The following is a 16426-nucleotide window of genomic DNA, read 5'->3' as shown; positions in this document are numbered from 1 at the left end:
GCCCTAGTGCATTTCCGGGATGTCTTTCAGCGGCATGTCGTCCCGCACCGGCACGGTCTGCCGTTCTATCATGCGATGCACGCGCGGCGGCTCCGGCCCCCGGTGCAGGGCTTGCAGCCTGTCCACCACGGCGGCGTCCGCCTTGGTGCGGCGCTGGTGGTGGCGGACATACTCCACCCAGGTCGGGACGTGATAGGTTTCCGTCCAGATGCGCGGGTTTTCCAGGTTGCGCAGCAGCGACCACTGCCGGGCGCCGTCGCGGATGCGGATGCGGCGCCGGTCGGCCATGGCTTCGAGGAAGGTGCCGACGTCTTGTTGCGCGATCTCGTAGTCGATCATGATCATGATGGGGCCGCTGCGTGACCGCAGGTCGAGCCGCAGCGCGGGTTCGCTGAAGCGATCGAGCGGGTCCAGATTGAGCGTGCCGAATTCAGGCAAGGCATAGCGCAGGCCGATCAGGGCGCCGACCACCAGCACGATGCCGGAGACGATCAGCCCCTGGTCCGTTCCGTAGGCCTCGGCCACCACGCCCCAGAGCCAGCTGCCCGCCGCCATGCCGCCGAAAGTGGCCGTCTGGTACAGGGCCAGGGCGCGGCCCACCACCCAGCGCGGGGTGGACAGCTGCACCGTGACGTTGAACAGCGAAAGCGCCATGACCCAGCAGGCGCCCGCCGGCAGCAGGGCCAGGCAGCTGAACCAGAAATTGCGGCTGATGCCCAGCAGCGCCACGCTGACGGCGAACCCCAGGAAAGAGGCGCGCACGATCGCTTCATTGCGCCAGCTTTCGCGGATGTGCCCGTTCAGCAAGGCGCCGCCGATGGCGCCCACGCCGAAGCTGCCCAGCAGGATGCCGTAGGTGAAGGCGCCGCCTTCGACCAGGTCGCGGGCCACCAGCGGCAGCAGGGCCAGCACCGAAATGCCCGCGAGGCCGAACATGAAGCTGCGGAACAGCACCTTCAGCAGGTTCGGCGACATGGCGACATAGCGCAGGCCGGCGGAAATGGCGGTGCCGAAGGGTTCGCGCGGCAGCATGCGCGGGGCCTTTTCGGGCTTCCAGACCGCCAGCGCGCGGATCAGGGCGATATAGCTGACCGCGTTCACGGCGAAGGCCGCGGCCGCGCCCGCGACGGCGACGATCATCCCCCCGACCGCCGGGCCCACGCTGCGCATGAGGTTGAAGCCCATGCTGTTCAGCGTGACCGCCGCGGGCAGGTCCTCCCGGGGGACGATGTCGCCCATGGACGCCTGCCACGAGGGGTTGTGCAGCGCGGTTCCGCAGCCGATGAGGAAGGTGAACGCCAGCAGCAGCCAGGGCGACAGCAGGCCGGTGAAGGCGAAGACGGCCAGCGCCAGGGACACCAGCATCATGAGGCTTTGCGCCACCAGCATGATGGAGCGGCGATCGAAGTTGTCCGCCAGCGCGCCCGAGGCCAGCGAGAAAATCATGATGGGGAGGGTGGTTGCGGCTTGTACCAGCGCGACCATGTCGTTGGATGCGGAGATGGTGGCCATGAGCCAGCCGGCGCCGACGGCCTGTATCAGCCCGCCTAGGTTCGAAGCCAGCGTCGCTGTCCAGAGAGAGCGGAAAGTGGCGTGTCGGAACGGGGCTACGGCCGACGCTCTTTTGGGCATCCTGTGAATCTCCTGTACGCATGCCCTGGGGGTTGCATGCCCGCGGAACGGATCCGTCGTCCTGTGTAGTTTAGCAGCAGATTTCCGCCCGCGGGGCTTGCGCGCCCGCCCCGATACCACGGAAAATCCCGAAACGGCAAACCTTCATTCCGCCCGCCGGGCGCACTCCTAGGGGGAGACACGATCAAAATGAGCGCAAGCAATTACCCACCGTCCAGCAGGCCTTTGCCGGGGATCGGGATCCGCGGCAACGGGCCCGACGCGGCTCGGCATGGGCACCACCGGTTCATGGAGCTCCTGGACGGCCTGCAACTGGCGGATTGCGTGCAGGCGGCTCCCGGCGGCGACGGATCGCAGCATCGCTATTGCCTGCGGCCGGACAGCTTCGCGGGCCTCACGCCCGATCACGATACGACCGGGCTGTGCGCCACGCTGGGCCTGGACACCCAGGACAGCCCACGGGACCTGGAAAAAGAAATCCTGACGGCCATGCTGGCCAGCCCGGTGCCCTTCGACTACCCATCGTTCGACGAGTTCGAGTCCGCCCTGCGCGTGCGCGGCAACATCGTGCAGGCCGCGCGGCGCACAGCCCTGGCGTTCGACACGGAACACGCCGAGCGGCCCGAAGCGTTCTGGCGCTATGCGGAATCCAGCGGCTTCACGCTCAAAGAAGGCGCGAACCTGATCGAAGCGCTGCGCTTGACCACCCAGCCCGACCGCAGCAAGCGGCTGTATTCGTTCTCATGCTACCGGGCGACCGAGTACGTGATTCTCCTGGCCGTGGCGCAAGAGCTGCAGGCCAGCAACCCCCCGCTGTTCGAGCAGCTGCAGCGCCAATGGGAGACCCGGGCCATCATGTCGGGCCAGTTCCACGAGGTCTTCCTGCGCGAATACGGCTCGATGGACGCCCCCCTGCCGCCCATGTACTACGTGCCGGGCGACCGCCTGTGGTTCCGCAACCCCGACGGCCATTCATCCAATGCCGAAGGCTACGAAGGCTCCTGGGTCTTCTACCTGGGCAACGGCCTGTTCACCAATTTCTGGAAGCGGGACCAGCCCTTCACGGTCACCACGAAATGCGTGGAGCTCTTCCATTGGCGCAACGCCACCTATCGCGACGACCAGGGCAAGCTGCAGGTCGATGACGACGTGGTCGATGCGCTGGTGGCGAAATCGCTGAGCGATCCCGGCGAAGTGGCGTCCATCCGGGATCGCATGCTGCGCCTGCGGGATCCGGGCGGCGTGTACGGCGACGGCGGCTGCATCGACACCAGCCGGGAATGCGTGCGCCTGCTGCGGCCCGGCACCTCGGAGCTGGTGTTTCCCGAAGGAGGCGGCGCGGCGCTCGCCCGCGCGTCATAGGGTCACAGGAAGTGGTCCAGCAGCTTGCGGCTGCTTTTGTCCAGCGCCGACAGATTGCGTATCAGGAACTGTATGCCGTGGCCGTCGGCGATCAGCAGCGTCGTGGTCGACAGGCGCCGTATGTCTTCTTCGGCCTTCAGCAAAAGCACCGTGTCGCCGCGGTCGGTGCTGACCTGCCAGCGGCTGGGCGTGGCGAAGCTGGACACCCCGCGGATCCGCTGGATCTCCGGAATGAACTCGCGGCTCGCCAGCTCTTCCTCGATCACCGCCCGCATGTCGGCGGGCAGTGCGTCCAGCCGTTCCACCCAAAGATGCTCCTTGCCTTCCTGATCGACCAGCGAGATGCCTTCCTGGGGCGCGGTGATCGGGAAACTGCGCACCGGGACCAGGCCCGTCACGACGGAGCCGTCCCGGTCCAGCTGCAGCCGCCCGAATGCGTCGCGGCTCAGCCGGCCGCCGGATGTGGTGTGGTGTTCCGTCACGGTGCTTCCTTTGCTGCGCCGACCTGCCAGCCTTCGGCCGCCGAAGCGGCCTCGGGCGTTGCCGCCTGGGCCTGGTGCAGGCGGAAATAGGCGCCGTTGCGCGTCATCAGTTCGTCGTGGCTGCCGATCTCCACGACCTCGCCCTTGTCGAGCACGACCAGCCTGTCCGCCTGCCGCAGCGTGCTCAGCCGGTGGGCGATGGAGATGGTCGTGCGGCCCCGCACCAGGTTGTCCAGCGCTTTCTGGATTTCCTTTTCGGTGCTGGTGTCCACCGAAGACGTGGCTTCGTCCAGTATCAGGATGGGCGGATCGATGAGCAGGGCCCGGGCGATGGAGATGCGCTGGCGCTCGCCGCCCGACAGCGCCTGGCCGCGCTCGCCGACCAGCGAATCATAGCCGTGCGGCAGGCGCAGGATGAATTCGTGCGCATTGGCGGCGCGGGCCGCGGCGATGATTTCGCTCCGGCTGGCGTCGGGCTTGCCGTAGGCGATGTTGTCGGCGATGGTGCCGAAGAACAGAAAGGGCTCCTGCAGGACCAGGCCGATGTTGCGGCGGTAGTCGGCGATCGAGAGCGAACGGATGTCGTGCCCGTCCAGGCGGATCTGGCCCTGGGACACATCGTAGAAACGGCAGATCAGGTTGACCAGCGTGCTTTTGCCGGCGCCGCTGTGGCCGACCAGACCGATCATTTCACCCGGGGCGATGTCCAGGTCGATGTGGCGTATGACCGAGCGGTTGCCGTAGCGGAAGCCCACGTTGCGCAGTTCTATGCGGCCCTGGACTTTCTCGATGTGGGCGGGCTTGGAGGGCTCGGGCACGCTGGACACCTGGTCCAGGATGTCGAAGATGCGCTTCGCCCCCGCCGCCGCCTTCTGGGTGAAGGACACGATGCGGCTCATGGAGTCCAGGCGCACGTAGAAGCGGCCGATATAGGCCAGGAAGGCCGTCAGCACGCCGACCGTGATGGATTTCTGCGCCACCAGCCAGATGCCGAAGGCCCAGACGACCAGCAGGCCGATTTCCGTCAGCAGGGTGACGGTTGGGGCGAACAGCGACCACAGCGTGTTGACCCGGTCGTTGACCGCGAGATTGCGGTTGTTGGCCTCGCGGAAGCGGGCCACTTCGCGCTTTTCCTGGGCGAAGGCCTTGACCACCCGTATGCCGGGTATGGTGTCGGCCAGCACGTTGGTGATTTCCGACCAGATCCGGTCCACCCGTTCGAAGCCATGGCGCAGCCGGTCCCTGACCAGGTGGATCATCCAGACGATGATGGGCAGCGGGATCAGCGTGGCGGCGGCGAGCCAGGGGTTGATGGCGAACAGGATGACGGCCGTCATGGCGATCATCAGCACGTCGGTGGCGAAGTCCAGCAGGTGCAGGGACAGGAACACGCAGATGCGGTCGGACTCGGAGCCGATGCGCGAGATCAGGTCGCCCGTGCGCTTGCCGCCGAAGAATTGCAGCGGCAGGGACTGCAGATGGCGGTAGGTGGCGGTGCGCAGATCCGCGCCTATGCGTTCGCTGACCCAGGCCAGTATGTAGGTGCGGCCCCAGCCCAGCAGCCAGGCCAGCAGCGAAGACAGCAGCAAGCCGCCCAGATACAGCTTGACGAGGCGGTAATCGATGGGCGCGCCGTTCTGGAAGGGGATCAGGACCTCGTCCATCAGCGGCATGGTCAGATAGGGCGCGACCAGGGCGGCGGCCGTGGAGGCGATGGTCAGCAGGAAGCCCGCGAACAGGGCGCCGCGATACGGCCTGGCGAACTGCCACAGGCGCAGCAGCGCCCAGGTGGACGGCGGCTTGTCCTGGGCGGCGGAGCCCGCGGCGGCGCCGTCCGGCGGGGGCGCCACGGCAAGCGCCGTTCCCGGGCGCTGCTTGCGCAGGCGGTTGAACGTTTCCTGCAGATGGACGGCGGCGGCGTTGTGCTTCAGGGTGTAGCGCCATATGCCGCGCCGGGCTTGCGCGTCGTGCAGTTCCAGCGTGCCGACGCCGGCATGGTCGTGGTGCTGCATTTTCAGCCCCGGATCCAGCGGCCAGGAGCGCCAGTCGGCGTCCGCCGCCTCTTTCGCGAGCAGGCGCCGGTTCGTCAGGACGATCAGGCCGTCGGCATACCGCAATTGCGCGCTCAAATCGGTGGCAAGCCACGCGACGATGGTTTCATCCTCCGCCAGCTGATCGGATAGGGCGCTGCGCCAGTTGCCGGGCAGCCCGGCGGTATGGCTGGCGCCGCTATTGCTAGATTTCGTACTCATGGGGTCACGCGTGATTCAGGTGCGCTATTGTCACGTTGAATGCGCCCCAGGGGTTGAGTCGGCGCCGTCCATTGTGGTTTTTTTGCCTCTGAGACATCGATTTTCGCCCCCGGCGACCCGCTTGGCAAACACATTCGGGGGCATTTGCCGTTAAATACTCTCCAATCGCTATTGCGATTCTTGTTCCTCTTCTGGTTTCCCCTTTCAAGATGCAGACGAAAAACATTGAATTCACCAATATGGTGATGTTGCGCGGCCCCAACATCTGGGCGTACCGCCCGGTGATGGAAGCATGGGTCGATATCGGGGAACTGGAAGATTATCCATCCAATCTCATACCGGGCTTCTACGAGCGCCTGGTCGCATGGCTGCCCAGCCTGGTGGAACATCGCTGCAGCGTCGGCGAGCGCGGCGGCTTCCTGCAGCGCCTGCGCCAGGGCACCTGGCCCGCCCACATCCTGGAACACGTCAGCCTGGAATTGCAGGGCCTGGCCGGCATGCCGGGCGGCCTGGGCCGCGCGCGCGAAACCCCGGTGCGCGGCGTGTACAAGGTCATCGTCCGCGCCTGGCATGAAGAATTGACGCGCGAGGCCCTGTATTGCGCCCGCGACCTCGTCATGGCCGCCATACGCGACGAACCCTACGACGTGCCGGGCTGCATCGAAAGGCTGCGCGAACTGGCGGAAGAATTGCGCCTGGGGCCGAGCACCGGCTGCATCGTGGAAGCGGCCGACGACCGCGACATCCCGACCATACGCCTGAGCGAGGCCAATCTCGTGCAGCTGGGCTACGGCGCGCGCCAGCGCCGCATCTGGACGGCGGAAACGGACCGCACCAGCGCCATCGCCGAAAGCATTTCGCGCAACAAGGACCTGACCAAGAGCCTGCTCCATGCCTGCGGCGTGCCCGTGCCGGAAGGGCGCTTGGTCGGCAGCGTCGAAGAAGCCTGGGAGGCCGCGCAGGACATCGGCCTGCCCGTCGTCGTCAAGCCCAGCGACGGCAACCACGGCCGGGGCGTGTTCACCAACCTGACCACGCGGGAAGAAATCGAGACGGCCTACGCCGTCGCCGTCGATGAAGGCAGCGGCGTGGTCGTCGAGCGCTTCGTGCTGGGCGACGAGCACCGCCTGCTGGTGGTCGGCGGCCGCATGGTCGCCGCGGCCCGGGGCGACGCGGCGGTGGTGGTGGGCGACGGCGTCAACACGGTCGAGGCGCTCATCGAGATCCAGCTGAACTCCGACCCGCGCCGCGGCCGCGACGAAGACCACCCGCTCAATCCCATCCGCCTGGATTCCGCGGCGCGGCTCGAGCTCGCGCGCCAGAACCTCAGTGCGACGTCGGTGCCCGCGCCGGGCGTGACGGTGCTCATACAGCGCAACGGCAACGTATCCATAGACATCACCGACAACGTGCACCCCAGCGTGGCGGCGGCGGTGGAACTGGCCGCGCGGGTCGTGGGCCTGGACATCGCGGGTGTGGACCTGGTGGCGGAGGACATCTCCCGGCCGCTGGACGAACAGCGCGGCGCCATCGTCGAAGTCAACGCCGGTCCCGGCCTGCTCATGCATTTGAAGCCGGCGGCCGGCAAGCCCCGGCCCGTCGGCCGCGCCATCGTCGATCATCTTTTCCCCGAAGGGGACACGGGCCACATTCCCATCGTCGGCATCAGCGGCAGCAAGGGCAAGACGAGCGTGGCGCGCATCGTGGCGTGGCTGACGCAGCTCTCCGGCGCATACACCGGGCTGGCCTGCAGCCACGGCCTGTATTTCGGCCGCCGGCACGTGCAGAAGAACGACGGGGCCAACTGGGACGCCGCCCGCAGGGTGCTGCTGAACCGCGCGGTGCAGGCGGGCGTCATCGAGAACGGCGCGCGCACGATACTCGGCGAAGGCCTGGCCTACGATCGCTGCCAGATCGGCATCGTGACCAACATCGATCCCGCGGACGTGTTCCCGGAGCTGTACATGGGCGACCCCGACCAGATGGTCAAGGTCTACCGGACCCAGGTCGACGTGGTCCTGCCCGACGGCGCGGCCATACTGAACGCGGACGACGCGGCGGTGGCCGACCTGGCCGGGCTCTGCGACGGCTCGGTCATATTCTTCGGCCTGCGCCCGGACGACGGCATCATCGCCGCGCACCGGCAGTCGGGGGGGCGCACCGTGTCGGTCCGCCACGGCCAGGTCGTGATGGCCCAGGGCCTGAACGAAACCGTCGTCACCGACCTGGCATCCATTCCATCGCTCGCCGCCTGCGAGCGGGGCTATGCGCTGAGCAACATGCTGGCGGCGGTGGCCGCCGCCTGGGCGCTGGGCATAGGCCGGGACGTGATACGGATCGGCGTGGAAACTTTCGGCGTGGACGCCGCGGCATCGCCCGATGCCGCCCAGGCGTCCGCCGTCGGCGCGTCCGCCTGAGCGCGCAGGCATATCGATCATCTTGGCAACAAGGACAATCATCTGATGGAAGTTTCCCGTGTACGCGCGCTGCGCGGCCCCAACCTCTGGTGCCGGCAAACCGTCATCGAAGCAATCGTTTCATGCACTGAGGCCGAGCGCGCGATCAGCGATGTCGATGCCTTCGAGATCCGCCTGCGAGCGCGCTTCCCGGACGTCGACATCTTGCGCTCCACCAGCCAGGAACCCGCGAACTCGCTGGCCCATGCGCTGGCCTACGCGGCGCTGCGACTGCAGTCGCAGGCGGGCTGCCCCGTGGCGTTCAGCCGCGCCGCGCCCACCATCGAGCCGGGCGTATACCAGGTGATCGTCGAATACAGCGAAGAAGCGGTGGGCCGACAGGCTTTCGACCTTGCCCAGCAGCTGTGCGTCGCGGCCATGCAGAACCTGCCGTTCGACATCACCGAAGGCCTGTCGAAGCTGCGTGAATTGAACGAGGACATCCGCCTGGGGCCCAGCACCGGCGCCATCGTGCAGGCCGCGGTCCGGCGCGGCATTCCCTACCGGCGGCTCACCGAAGGCAGCCTCGTGCAGTTCGGCTGGGGCAGCCGGCAGCGCCGGATACAGGCTGCCGAGACCGACAGCAGCAGCGCCATTGCCGAGGAAATCGCGCAGGACAAGGAATTGACGAAACGGCTGCTGGCCGCCGCCGGAGTGCCGGTGCCGGCGGGGCGCTGCGTGGACAGCGCCGAAGACGCCTGGCGTGCCGCATCCGAAATCGGCGGCCCCGTCGTGCTCAAGCCGCGCGACGGCAGCCAGGGCCGGGGCGTGACGGTCAACATCCAGACCCGCGAACAAGTCATGGCGGCCTATGCCCTGGCGGCGGAGATCACGCCGGACGTCATCGTGGAACGCTACTACCCCGGGCATGACTTCCGCCTGCTGGTGGTCGGCGACAAGCTGGTGGCGGCCGCCCGCCGGGACCCGCCCCAGGTCATCGGCGACGGCGAGCGCAGCATTGCGCAGCTGGTCGCGCAGATCAACGCCGACCCCCTGCGGGGCGAGGGCCACGGCAGCTCGCTCACCAAGATCCGGCTGGACGACATCGCCCTGGCGACCATGGCGGCGCAGAACTACCACGCCGATTCCGTGCCTGAAAAAGGCGTGCTGGTCACCCTGCGCAACAACGCCAACCTGAGCACCGGCGGCACGGCGACCGACGTCACCGACCACGTGCATCCCGAGCTGGCCGCCACCGCGGTCGCGGCGGCGCAAATGGTCGGCCTGGACATCTGCGGCATCGACCTGGTCAGCGAAAACGTGTATGACCCGCTGGACAAGCAGGCCGGCTGCATCGTGGAAGTCAATGCCGCGCCGGGTCTGCGCATGCACCTGAACCCGTCCTTCGGCAAGGGCAGGGCCGTCGGCGACGCCGTCATCGACAACATGTTTCCCGACGGGGCCAACGGCCGGATCCCCGTCGTGGCCGTGGCCGGCACCAACGGCAAGACCACGACCGTCCGCCTGATCGCGCATCTCGTCGCCACGACCGGCTTGCGCGTCGGCATGACCAATTCCGACGGCGTCTACATCGGCCGGAACCGCATCGATACCGGCGACTGCAGCGGGCCGCGCAGCGCGCGCAACGTGCTGCTGCATCCGGACGTCGATGCGGCGGTGTTCGAGACCGCGCGGGGCGGGGTGCTGCGCGAGGGCCTGGGCTTCGACCGCTGCGACGTGGCCGTGGTCACGAACGTGGGCACGGGCGATCACCTGGGCCTGAACTTCATCACCACCGTCGAGGACCTGGCCATCGTCAAGCGGGTGATCGTCGAGAACGTGGCGCCCGACGGCTATGCCGTGCTGAATGCCGCCGACCCCATCGTCGCGGCCATGGCCGACAACTGCCCCGGCTCCGTCATCTATTTCGCGCAGGACCGCAACCATCCGGTGCTGGCCACGCATCGCGCCCAGGGCCGGCGGTCGGTGTACGTGGAAGGCGGCGCGGTGGTCATGGCCGAAGGCGGCTTCGAGCACCGCATCGATCTGAGCGCCATACCGCTGGTGCGCAACGGCCTCATCGGCTTCCAGGTCGAGAACGCCATGGCGGCCCTGGCCGCGGCGTGGGCGCTGGGGCTGGACTGGGCCGGCGTGCGCGCGGGCATCGCGTCCTTCGTGAACGACGCCGGCACCGCGCCGGGCCGGTTCAATGTCTTTTCGTATCGCGGGGCCACGCTGATCGCGGATTACGGCCACAACCCCGACGCCATCGCGGCGCTGGTGCAGGCCGTCAATGCCATGCCGGCGCATCGGCGCAGCGTGGTCATCAGCGGCGCGGGCGACCGGCGCGACGTCGACATACGCCGGCAGACCGAAATCCTGGGCGACGCCTTCGACGATGTGATCCTGTACGAAGACATGTGCCAGCGCGGGCGGGCCGACGGCGAAGTCCTGGCGTTGTTGCGGGCGGGGCTGACGAACGCGCGCCGGGCGACCCACGTGCAGGAGCTGCATGGCGAGTTCCTGGCCATCGATACGGCGCTGGAGCGACTGCAACCGGGCGACCTGTGCCTGATCCTGATCGACCAGGTCGAAGAAGCCCTGGCGCACATTGCGGCGCGCATCGCCGCCGCCTGAAGATCTGTTACACAAGCCATATCCGGTGGCTTGATCCCGGCGCGCGGGCGGAAGAATAATGGGTGAGCCGGACCCGGCACCGGGCCGGCCCCCTTCTTCCTACAGGAGCAAGATCATGCCGGCGAAATCCCAGGCCCAGCAAAAAGCGGCGGGCGCGGCGCTGTCCGCCAAGCGCGGCGACACCAAGGTCAAGGACCTGAAGGGCGCGTCCAGGTCCATGTATGAATCGATGTCCGAGAAGGAGCTCGATGAACTGGCTTCCACCAAGCGGAAAGGCAAGCCGGAGCACAAGTCCGATTCATGAGCGGGCGCCGGCCCGCGCCCGGGCCGGCGCGCTCCCGCGCGGCTCGCCGGGTGGCGGCGGGCCGTAGGCGGGGCGGGTTTCCGGCTCCGACGCCAGGATGTCCCAGACCTGGCGCGTGGCGTCCGCGTGGGCGGCCAACGGGTTGCGGTAGAGGCCCAGCTCGAATTCCACGGTTTTCAGCCCGGGGGAGTCGGCCAGGGACAGCAGCTCGCCGGATTCGAGTTCCCGCCGCACCAGGCTGCGGGGCAGCCATGCCATGCCGAAGCCGGACTTGACCATTTCCTTCACCCCGGCCAGGAAAATGGATTCATGCACGATTTCGATGGGATGCTGCAGGGATAGCGTGCCCAGGCAGGTGCGCTGCACCACCCGCCCCAGGAAGCTGTCTTGCGGGAAGCCCAGCAGCTTCAGCGCCTGGCCCGCGCGCGGCATGTGCAGCGGGGCGCCGCCGGCCGTGCGCGCGGACACCGGGATCAGGGTCTCCACTCCCATGGAATGGCGGCAGGCGGCGGGCATGCGGTCGCTCAGCAAGTCGTGCTTTTCTTCCATGCAAAGCAGCAGGTCGGCCTGGCCCAGCATGAAGGCCGCCACGCATTCGTCGCGGTTCTCGGAGCGCACGTTGAAGTCTATGTGCGCGATGCCGTGGTCGTTCAGTTGCTGCAGCAGGCCCGGCAGCAGGGTGATGGTCAGGGAATGCTGGGTCGCCAGCGTGACCCGGGTCTGGTAGGCGCTTTCGGACTGTATGCGGTTGCGCAGCTGGTTCATGTCGTGCAGCAGCGAGCGGAAGGCCGCGATATGCCGTTCGCCTATAGGGGTAAGGCGGATGGGCTGGCTGCGCCGGTCGATGAGCTCGGCGTTCAGCCAGGCTTCGAACAGCTGTATGCGCCGTGAAAAAGCAGGCTGCGACACGTTGCGCAGGACCGCCGCCCGCGAAAATGTGCCCGCTTCCGCAAGGGCGATCAGATCTTCGATCCAGACCATTTTCATCGCTTGCCCTCCGACATTATGCAAATAATGCATGCTGAAACAAGAAATTTGTATTAGGCAAATCACCTAGCGCTCAGTACCATGGCTGGCATACTTGTAACAGGAGTTGTGTGCCATGCATCTTGCCGCCTATCCCCGTGTCCGGCTCGGCCATTTCCCGACGCCGCTGGAATTCATGCCTCGCTTGAGCGCGCATCTGGGCGGGCCGAATCTTTATATCAAGCGCGATGACTGCACCGGGCTGGCGACCGGCGGAAACAAGACCCGCAAGCTCGAATTCCTGGTCGCCGACGCCTTGGCGCGGGGCGCCGACACGCTGATCACCCAGGGCGCGGTGCAATCCAACCATGCGCGCCAGACGGTGGCCGCCGCCGCGAAGCTGGGCCTGCGCTGCAAAATCCTTCTCGAAGAGCGGGTCAGCGGCGCCGGCCCCGAGTACGACGAGTCCGGCAACGTGCTGCTGGACCGCCTCCTGGGCGGCGAGATCGTCGCCCGCTACCCGGCCGGCACCAACATGCAGGCCGAGATGGAAAAGCTGGCCGACGCGTTGCGCGGCGACGGGCGCAAGCCCTATGTGATTCCCGGCGGCGGATCGAACCCGGTGGGCGCGTTGGGGTATGTGGCCTGCGCCCAGGAACTGCTGAACCAGTCCTTCGAACAGGGCGTGCGCATCGACCACGTCGTGCATGCCACGGGCAGCACGGGCACCCAGGCGGGCCTGGTCGTGGGGTTGGCGGCCGGCAATAGCGGAATACCCGTATACGGCATCAGCGTGCGTGCACAAAGGGATATCCAGGAGGACAATGTGTGGCGGCTCGTGCAGAATACGCTTGACTTCATGGGCTTGCCGGCTGCCGCGGCGAAGCGCAGCGACGTCGTGGCGAATTCCGACTATGTGGGCGCCGGCTACGGCGTGCCCACCGAGGCGATGATAGAGGCAATACGCCTGACGGCCGAGCACGAGGCCGTCTTGCTGGATCCGGTGTATTCGGGCAAGGGCATGGCGGGGCTGATCGCTCTGATCCGCGCCGGCCATTTCAAGAAGGGGGAGAACGTGGTGTTTGTGCACACTGGCGGGGCAGTCGGCCTTTATGGCTATCGCCAGATTTTTTAAGCATACCAAGGAGTTCTAGACATGAAAAAAAGTGCATTGACTTGTTTGACGGCTTTCGCGGTGATGGCGGCGGCGCCGGTGTATGCGGACGGCAGGCTGGAAAAAATCAAGTCCTCGGGCGAAATCGCCCTGGGCCACCGCGATTCTTCCATCCCGTTTTCCTATCTGGACGACAAACAGAAGCCCATCGGATATTCGCTCGACATCTGCTACAAGATCATCGATGCCGTGAAAGCGAAAATCGGCGTCGACAAGATCAACATCAAGCTGGTGCCGGTCACCTCGTCCACCCGCATCCCCCTGCTTGCCAACGGCACGGTGGACATGAACTGCGGCTCGTCCACCAACACCATAGAACGGCAGGCCCAGGTGTGGTTCGCGCCCACCACCTTCGTCACGGCCACGCGCTTCCTGGCCAAGAAATCGTCCAACCTGAACAAGCTCGAAGACTTCAAGGGCAAGACCGTGGTGTCCACGGCCGGCACCAGCAATATCCGCTGGCTGACCAGCGCCAACGAAGAGCAAAAGCTCAACCTGAACATCATCGCCGCCAAAGACCACGCCGAAGCCCAGCTCACGGTGGCCAGCGGCCGGGCGGCGGCCTTCTTCATGGACGACATCCTGCTGGCCGGGCTGGTGGCCACCTCGCGCGATCCCTCCGAATGGATGATCAGCAAGGACGCCTACACCATCGAACCCTATGCGCTCATGATCCCCAAGGACGACCCCGAATTCAAGAAGATCGTCGACGACACCATCAAGGGCATGATGAAGGACGGCTCGCTGGCGCAGCTCTACAAGAAGTGGTTCGAGTCGCCCATTCCGCCCAAGAACGTGAACCTGAATCTGCCCATGAGCGCACAGCTCAAGAAGGCGATCGCCAACCCGACCGATTCGGCCGACCCCAACGTCTATAAATAGCCGTCGCCGTTTCGGGCGCGCGCTTCGCGCGCCTTGCCCGCCGCGCTGCAAGCCCGCGCGGCGGGCGTTTGGTGTCATGAGCCGTACCGGAGCACAGCATGAATTACAACTGGAATTGGTTGGTGTTTTTCAACGAGGCGCCGGGCGGCGTCACCTACATGGAGACCTTGCTGTGGGGTCTGGCCTGGACGGTGGGCACGGCATGCCTTTCCTGGGTGCTGGCCCTGTCCATGGGCACGGTGGTGGGGGTGGCGCGCACCACGCAAATCGGCTGGGCCCGGCGGCTGGGCACCGCCTACGTCGAATTGCTGCGCAACATCCCCCTGCTGGTCCAGATGTTCCTGTGGTATTTCGTCATCCCCGAATTGGTGCCGCGCGCGTTGGGCGACGCCATCAAGCAGATCCCGCCGCCTTGGGGCATCTTCCTGCCGGCCGTCCTGTGCCTCGGGTTCTATACGTCTTCGCGCGTGGCCGAACAAGTCCGGGCCGGCATCGAATCGCTGCCCGTGGGGCAGCGCATGGCGGGGACGGCCCTGGGCATGGAACCCATCCAGGTCTATCGGTACATCCTGCTGCCGAGTTCGTTCAGGATCATCCTGCCGCCCTTGACGTCCGAGCTGCTGAACCTCATCAAGAATACGTCCGTGGCGTTCACCATCGGCCTGTTCGAACTCGTCGGCGCGGCGAGATCCATGCAGGAATTCAGTTTCCAGGTCTTTGAAACCTTCGCCATGGCGACCCTGTTCTATCTCATCCTGAACCTCATCGTAGTCAGGGGCATGAGCCTGATCGAGCGGCGGATGGCGGTGCCGGGCTTCTTCGGGCCCGATACCTCCACGAAGGAGGGCGCGGCATGAACGGCTTCGATTTCGATGTCATCCAGCGTTCCTGGGTCTATCTCTTCCGGGACGGCATGGTCTTCACGATCAAGCTGACGGTGTTTTCCGCGTTCGGCGGGCTGGTGCTGGGCACCTTGCTGGCCATGTGCCGCCTGTCCGGCATCAAGCCGCTGGCCTGGGTGGCCGGCCTCTACGTGAACCTGCTGCGGGCGCTGCCGCTCATCCTGGTCATCTTCTGGTTCTATTTCCTGGTGCCTTATATCGGCGCGTGGCTGACCGGCGCCAGCCGGCCCATTTCGGTGGGCGGGTTCACGTCGGCGCTGGTCACCTTCACCTTGTTCGAGGCGGCCTATTTCTGCGAAATCATGAGGGCGGGCATACAGTCGGTGCCGCGCGGGCAGCTGGCCGCCGGCTATGCGCTGGGCATGACCTATTGGCAGGTCATGGGCAAGGTCGTGCTGCCGCAGGCCTTCCGCAACATGACGCCTATCCTGCTGACGCAGACCATCGTGCTGTTCCAGGACACTTCGCTGGTCTACGTGCTGTCCCTGACCGACTTCCTGGGCGCCGCCACCAAGGTCGCGCAGCGCGACGGCAGGCTGATAGAAATGTACTTGTTCGTGGCCGTGGTGTACTTCATCATGAGCTATTCCGCTTCGCTGCTCGTGCGCCGGCTGCGCGAGCGCACGAGCATGGCGCGATAAGATCCGAAAGACTAGCAGGAGCCTGAATGATAGAAATAAAGCATGTCAGCAAATGGTATGGCGCGACCCAGGTGCTGGACGACTGCACGACCCAGGTGTCGAACGGCGAGGTGGTGGTCGTGTGCGGTCCGTCCGGTTCGGGCAAATCGACGCTGATCAAGACGGTCAACGGCCTGGAACCCTTCCAGAAGGGCGAGATCCTGGTCGACGGCGTGTCGGTGGGGGCGCCCGACACCAACCTGCCCAAGCTGCGCGCCCGCATCGGCATGGTCTTCCAGAGTTTCGAGCTGTTTCCTCACCTGACGGTGACGCAGAATCTCACCCTGGCCCAGACCAAGGTCCTGGGCCGCAGCCAGGAAGAAGCCGCCGCCCGGGCCGGCGCCCTGCTGGAACGCGTGGGCCTGCTGGCCCACAAAGACAAATTCCCCGGCCAGCTGTCCGGCGGGCAGCAGCAGCGCGTGGCGATCGCGCGCGCCCTGGCCATGGACCCGATCGCCATGCTGTTCGACGAACCCACCTCGGCGCTGGATCCGGAAATGGTCAACGAAGTGCTCGACGTCATGGTCGACCTGGCGCGCGAGGGCATGACCATGATGGTCGTCACCCACGAAATGGGCTTCGCCCGCAAAGTGGCGGACCGCGTCGTGTTCATGGACGCCGGCAAGATCGTCGAAGACTGCGACAGCGAAGCCTTCTTCGGGCGGCTGGAAGAACGCTCGCCGCGCGCCCGGCAATTTCTATCGAAGATACTGCACCATTAGCGCGCCGGCGCCACGGGAGGGCGCTTTGCCCGGCC

13 protein-coding genes are annotated in these 16426 nt (G+C 66.3%); 9 read left to right on the top strand and 4 right to left on the bottom strand.

Features of this window, described 5'->3' with window-relative positions:
* Positions 1 to 3 precede the first annotated feature (3 nt).
* Positions 4 to 1632 (bottom strand): MFS transporter, encoded by a 1629-nt coding sequence (locus H0A72_RS01260; protein ID WP_180153083.1) that lies wholly within the window; start codon positions 1630 to 1632, stop codon positions 4 to 6.
* Positions 1633 to 1821: 189 nt separating this feature from the next.
* Between H0A72_RS01260 and H0A72_RS01255 the strand changes: the two genes are divergently transcribed.
* A complete protein-coding gene (locus tag H0A72_RS01255) occupies positions 1822 to 2994 on the top strand; it encodes a hypothetical protein (RefSeq protein WP_218953124.1) in 1173 nt (390 codons plus the stop codon).
* 2 nt (positions 2995 to 2996) lie between these two features.
* Here the strand turns inward: H0A72_RS01255 and H0A72_RS01250 are convergent, their stop codons facing one another.
* Positions 2997 to 3476, bottom strand: coding sequence for a cyanophycin metabolism-associated DUF1854 family protein (locus tag H0A72_RS01250; RefSeq protein ID WP_180153081.1), 480 nt, complete (start codon positions 3474 to 3476; stop codon positions 2997 to 2999).
* The gene (locus tag H0A72_RS01245) at positions 3473 to 5728 is read right to left on the bottom strand and encodes a cyanophycin metabolism-associated ABC transporter (protein WP_180153079.1); all 2256 of its coding nucleotides are present in this window, start codon (positions 5726 to 5728) and stop codon (positions 3473 to 3475) included. Before H0A72_RS01245 ends, H0A72_RS01250 begins: the two co-directional genes overlap by 4 nt.
* A gap of 209 nt (positions 5729 to 5937) precedes the next feature.
* On the opposite strand from H0A72_RS01245, the gene H0A72_RS01240 reads away from it, so the two are divergent.
* The 3 genes from H0A72_RS01240 to H0A72_RS01230 all read left to right on the top strand — a co-directional run bounded on the left by H0A72_RS01240 (position 5938) and on the right by H0A72_RS01230 (position 11065).
* The gene (locus tag H0A72_RS01240; protein ID WP_180153077.1) at positions 5938 to 8145 is read left to right on the top strand and encodes a cyanophycin synthetase; all 2208 of its coding nucleotides are present in this window, start codon (positions 5938 to 5940) and stop codon (positions 8143 to 8145) included.
* 45 nt (positions 8146 to 8190) lie between these two features.
* Positions 8191 to 10761 carry a cyanophycin synthetase gene (gene cphA, locus H0A72_RS01235; RefSeq protein WP_180153075.1) on the top strand — a complete coding sequence of 857 codons (2571 nt, stop codon included), beginning with the start codon at positions 8191 to 8193 and terminating at the stop codon, positions 10759 to 10761.
* Between the two features lie 115 nt (positions 10762 to 10876).
* Positions 10877 to 11065, top strand: a complete 189-nt coding sequence (locus H0A72_RS01230; RefSeq protein ID WP_180153073.1) for a DUF3008 family protein — start codon at positions 10877 to 10879, stop codon at positions 11063 to 11065.
* Here H0A72_RS01230 and H0A72_RS01225 read toward each other — a convergent pair.
* Entirely contained in the window at positions 11060 to 12046 is a 987-nt protein-coding gene (locus H0A72_RS01225) for a LysR substrate-binding domain-containing protein (protein WP_246814985.1), read from the bottom strand. The two genes, H0A72_RS01230 and H0A72_RS01225, sit on opposite strands and share 6 nt — an antisense overlap.
* 121 nt (positions 12047 to 12167) lie before the next feature.
* On the opposite strand from H0A72_RS01225, the gene cuyA reads away from it, so the two are divergent.
* From cuyA to H0A72_RS01200, 5 genes are all read left to right on the top strand, one after another.
* Positions 12168 to 13166 (top strand): D-cysteate sulfo-lyase, encoded by a 999-nt coding sequence (gene cuyA / locus H0A72_RS01220; RefSeq protein WP_180153069.1) that lies wholly within the window; start codon positions 12168 to 12170, stop codon positions 13164 to 13166.
* Between the two features lie 21 nt (positions 13167 to 13187).
* A complete protein-coding gene (locus H0A72_RS01215) occupies positions 13188 to 14087 on the top strand; it encodes an amino acid ABC transporter substrate-binding protein (RefSeq protein WP_180153067.1) in 900 nt (299 codons plus the stop codon).
* A gap of 98 nt (positions 14088 to 14185) precedes the next feature.
* Positions 14186 to 14944, top strand: coding sequence for an amino acid ABC transporter permease (locus tag H0A72_RS01210; RefSeq protein ID WP_180153065.1), 759 nt, complete (start codon positions 14186 to 14188; stop codon positions 14942 to 14944).
* Positions 14941 to 15630 (top strand): amino acid ABC transporter permease, encoded by a 690-nt coding sequence (locus tag H0A72_RS01205; RefSeq protein ID WP_180153062.1) that lies wholly within the window; start codon positions 14941 to 14943, stop codon positions 15628 to 15630. The genes H0A72_RS01210 and H0A72_RS01205 overlap by 4 nt, the downstream gene beginning before the upstream one ends.
* Before the next feature lie 26 nt (positions 15631 to 15656).
* Complete coding sequence (locus tag H0A72_RS01200; protein WP_180153060.1) at positions 15657 to 16391, top strand: amino acid ABC transporter ATP-binding protein; 735 nt, start codon at positions 15657 to 15659, stop codon at positions 16389 to 16391.
* Positions 16392 to 16426 lie beyond the last annotated feature (35 nt).

It is taken from the genome of Parapusillimonas granuli (assembly GCF_013416525.1).
Lineage (GTDB): Bacteria > Pseudomonadota > Gammaproteobacteria > Burkholderiales > Burkholderiaceae_B > Parapusillimonas > Parapusillimonas granuli.
Note: the sequence above shows the minus strand (reverse complement) of the source record. Positions and strands in the feature narration are given on the sequence as shown.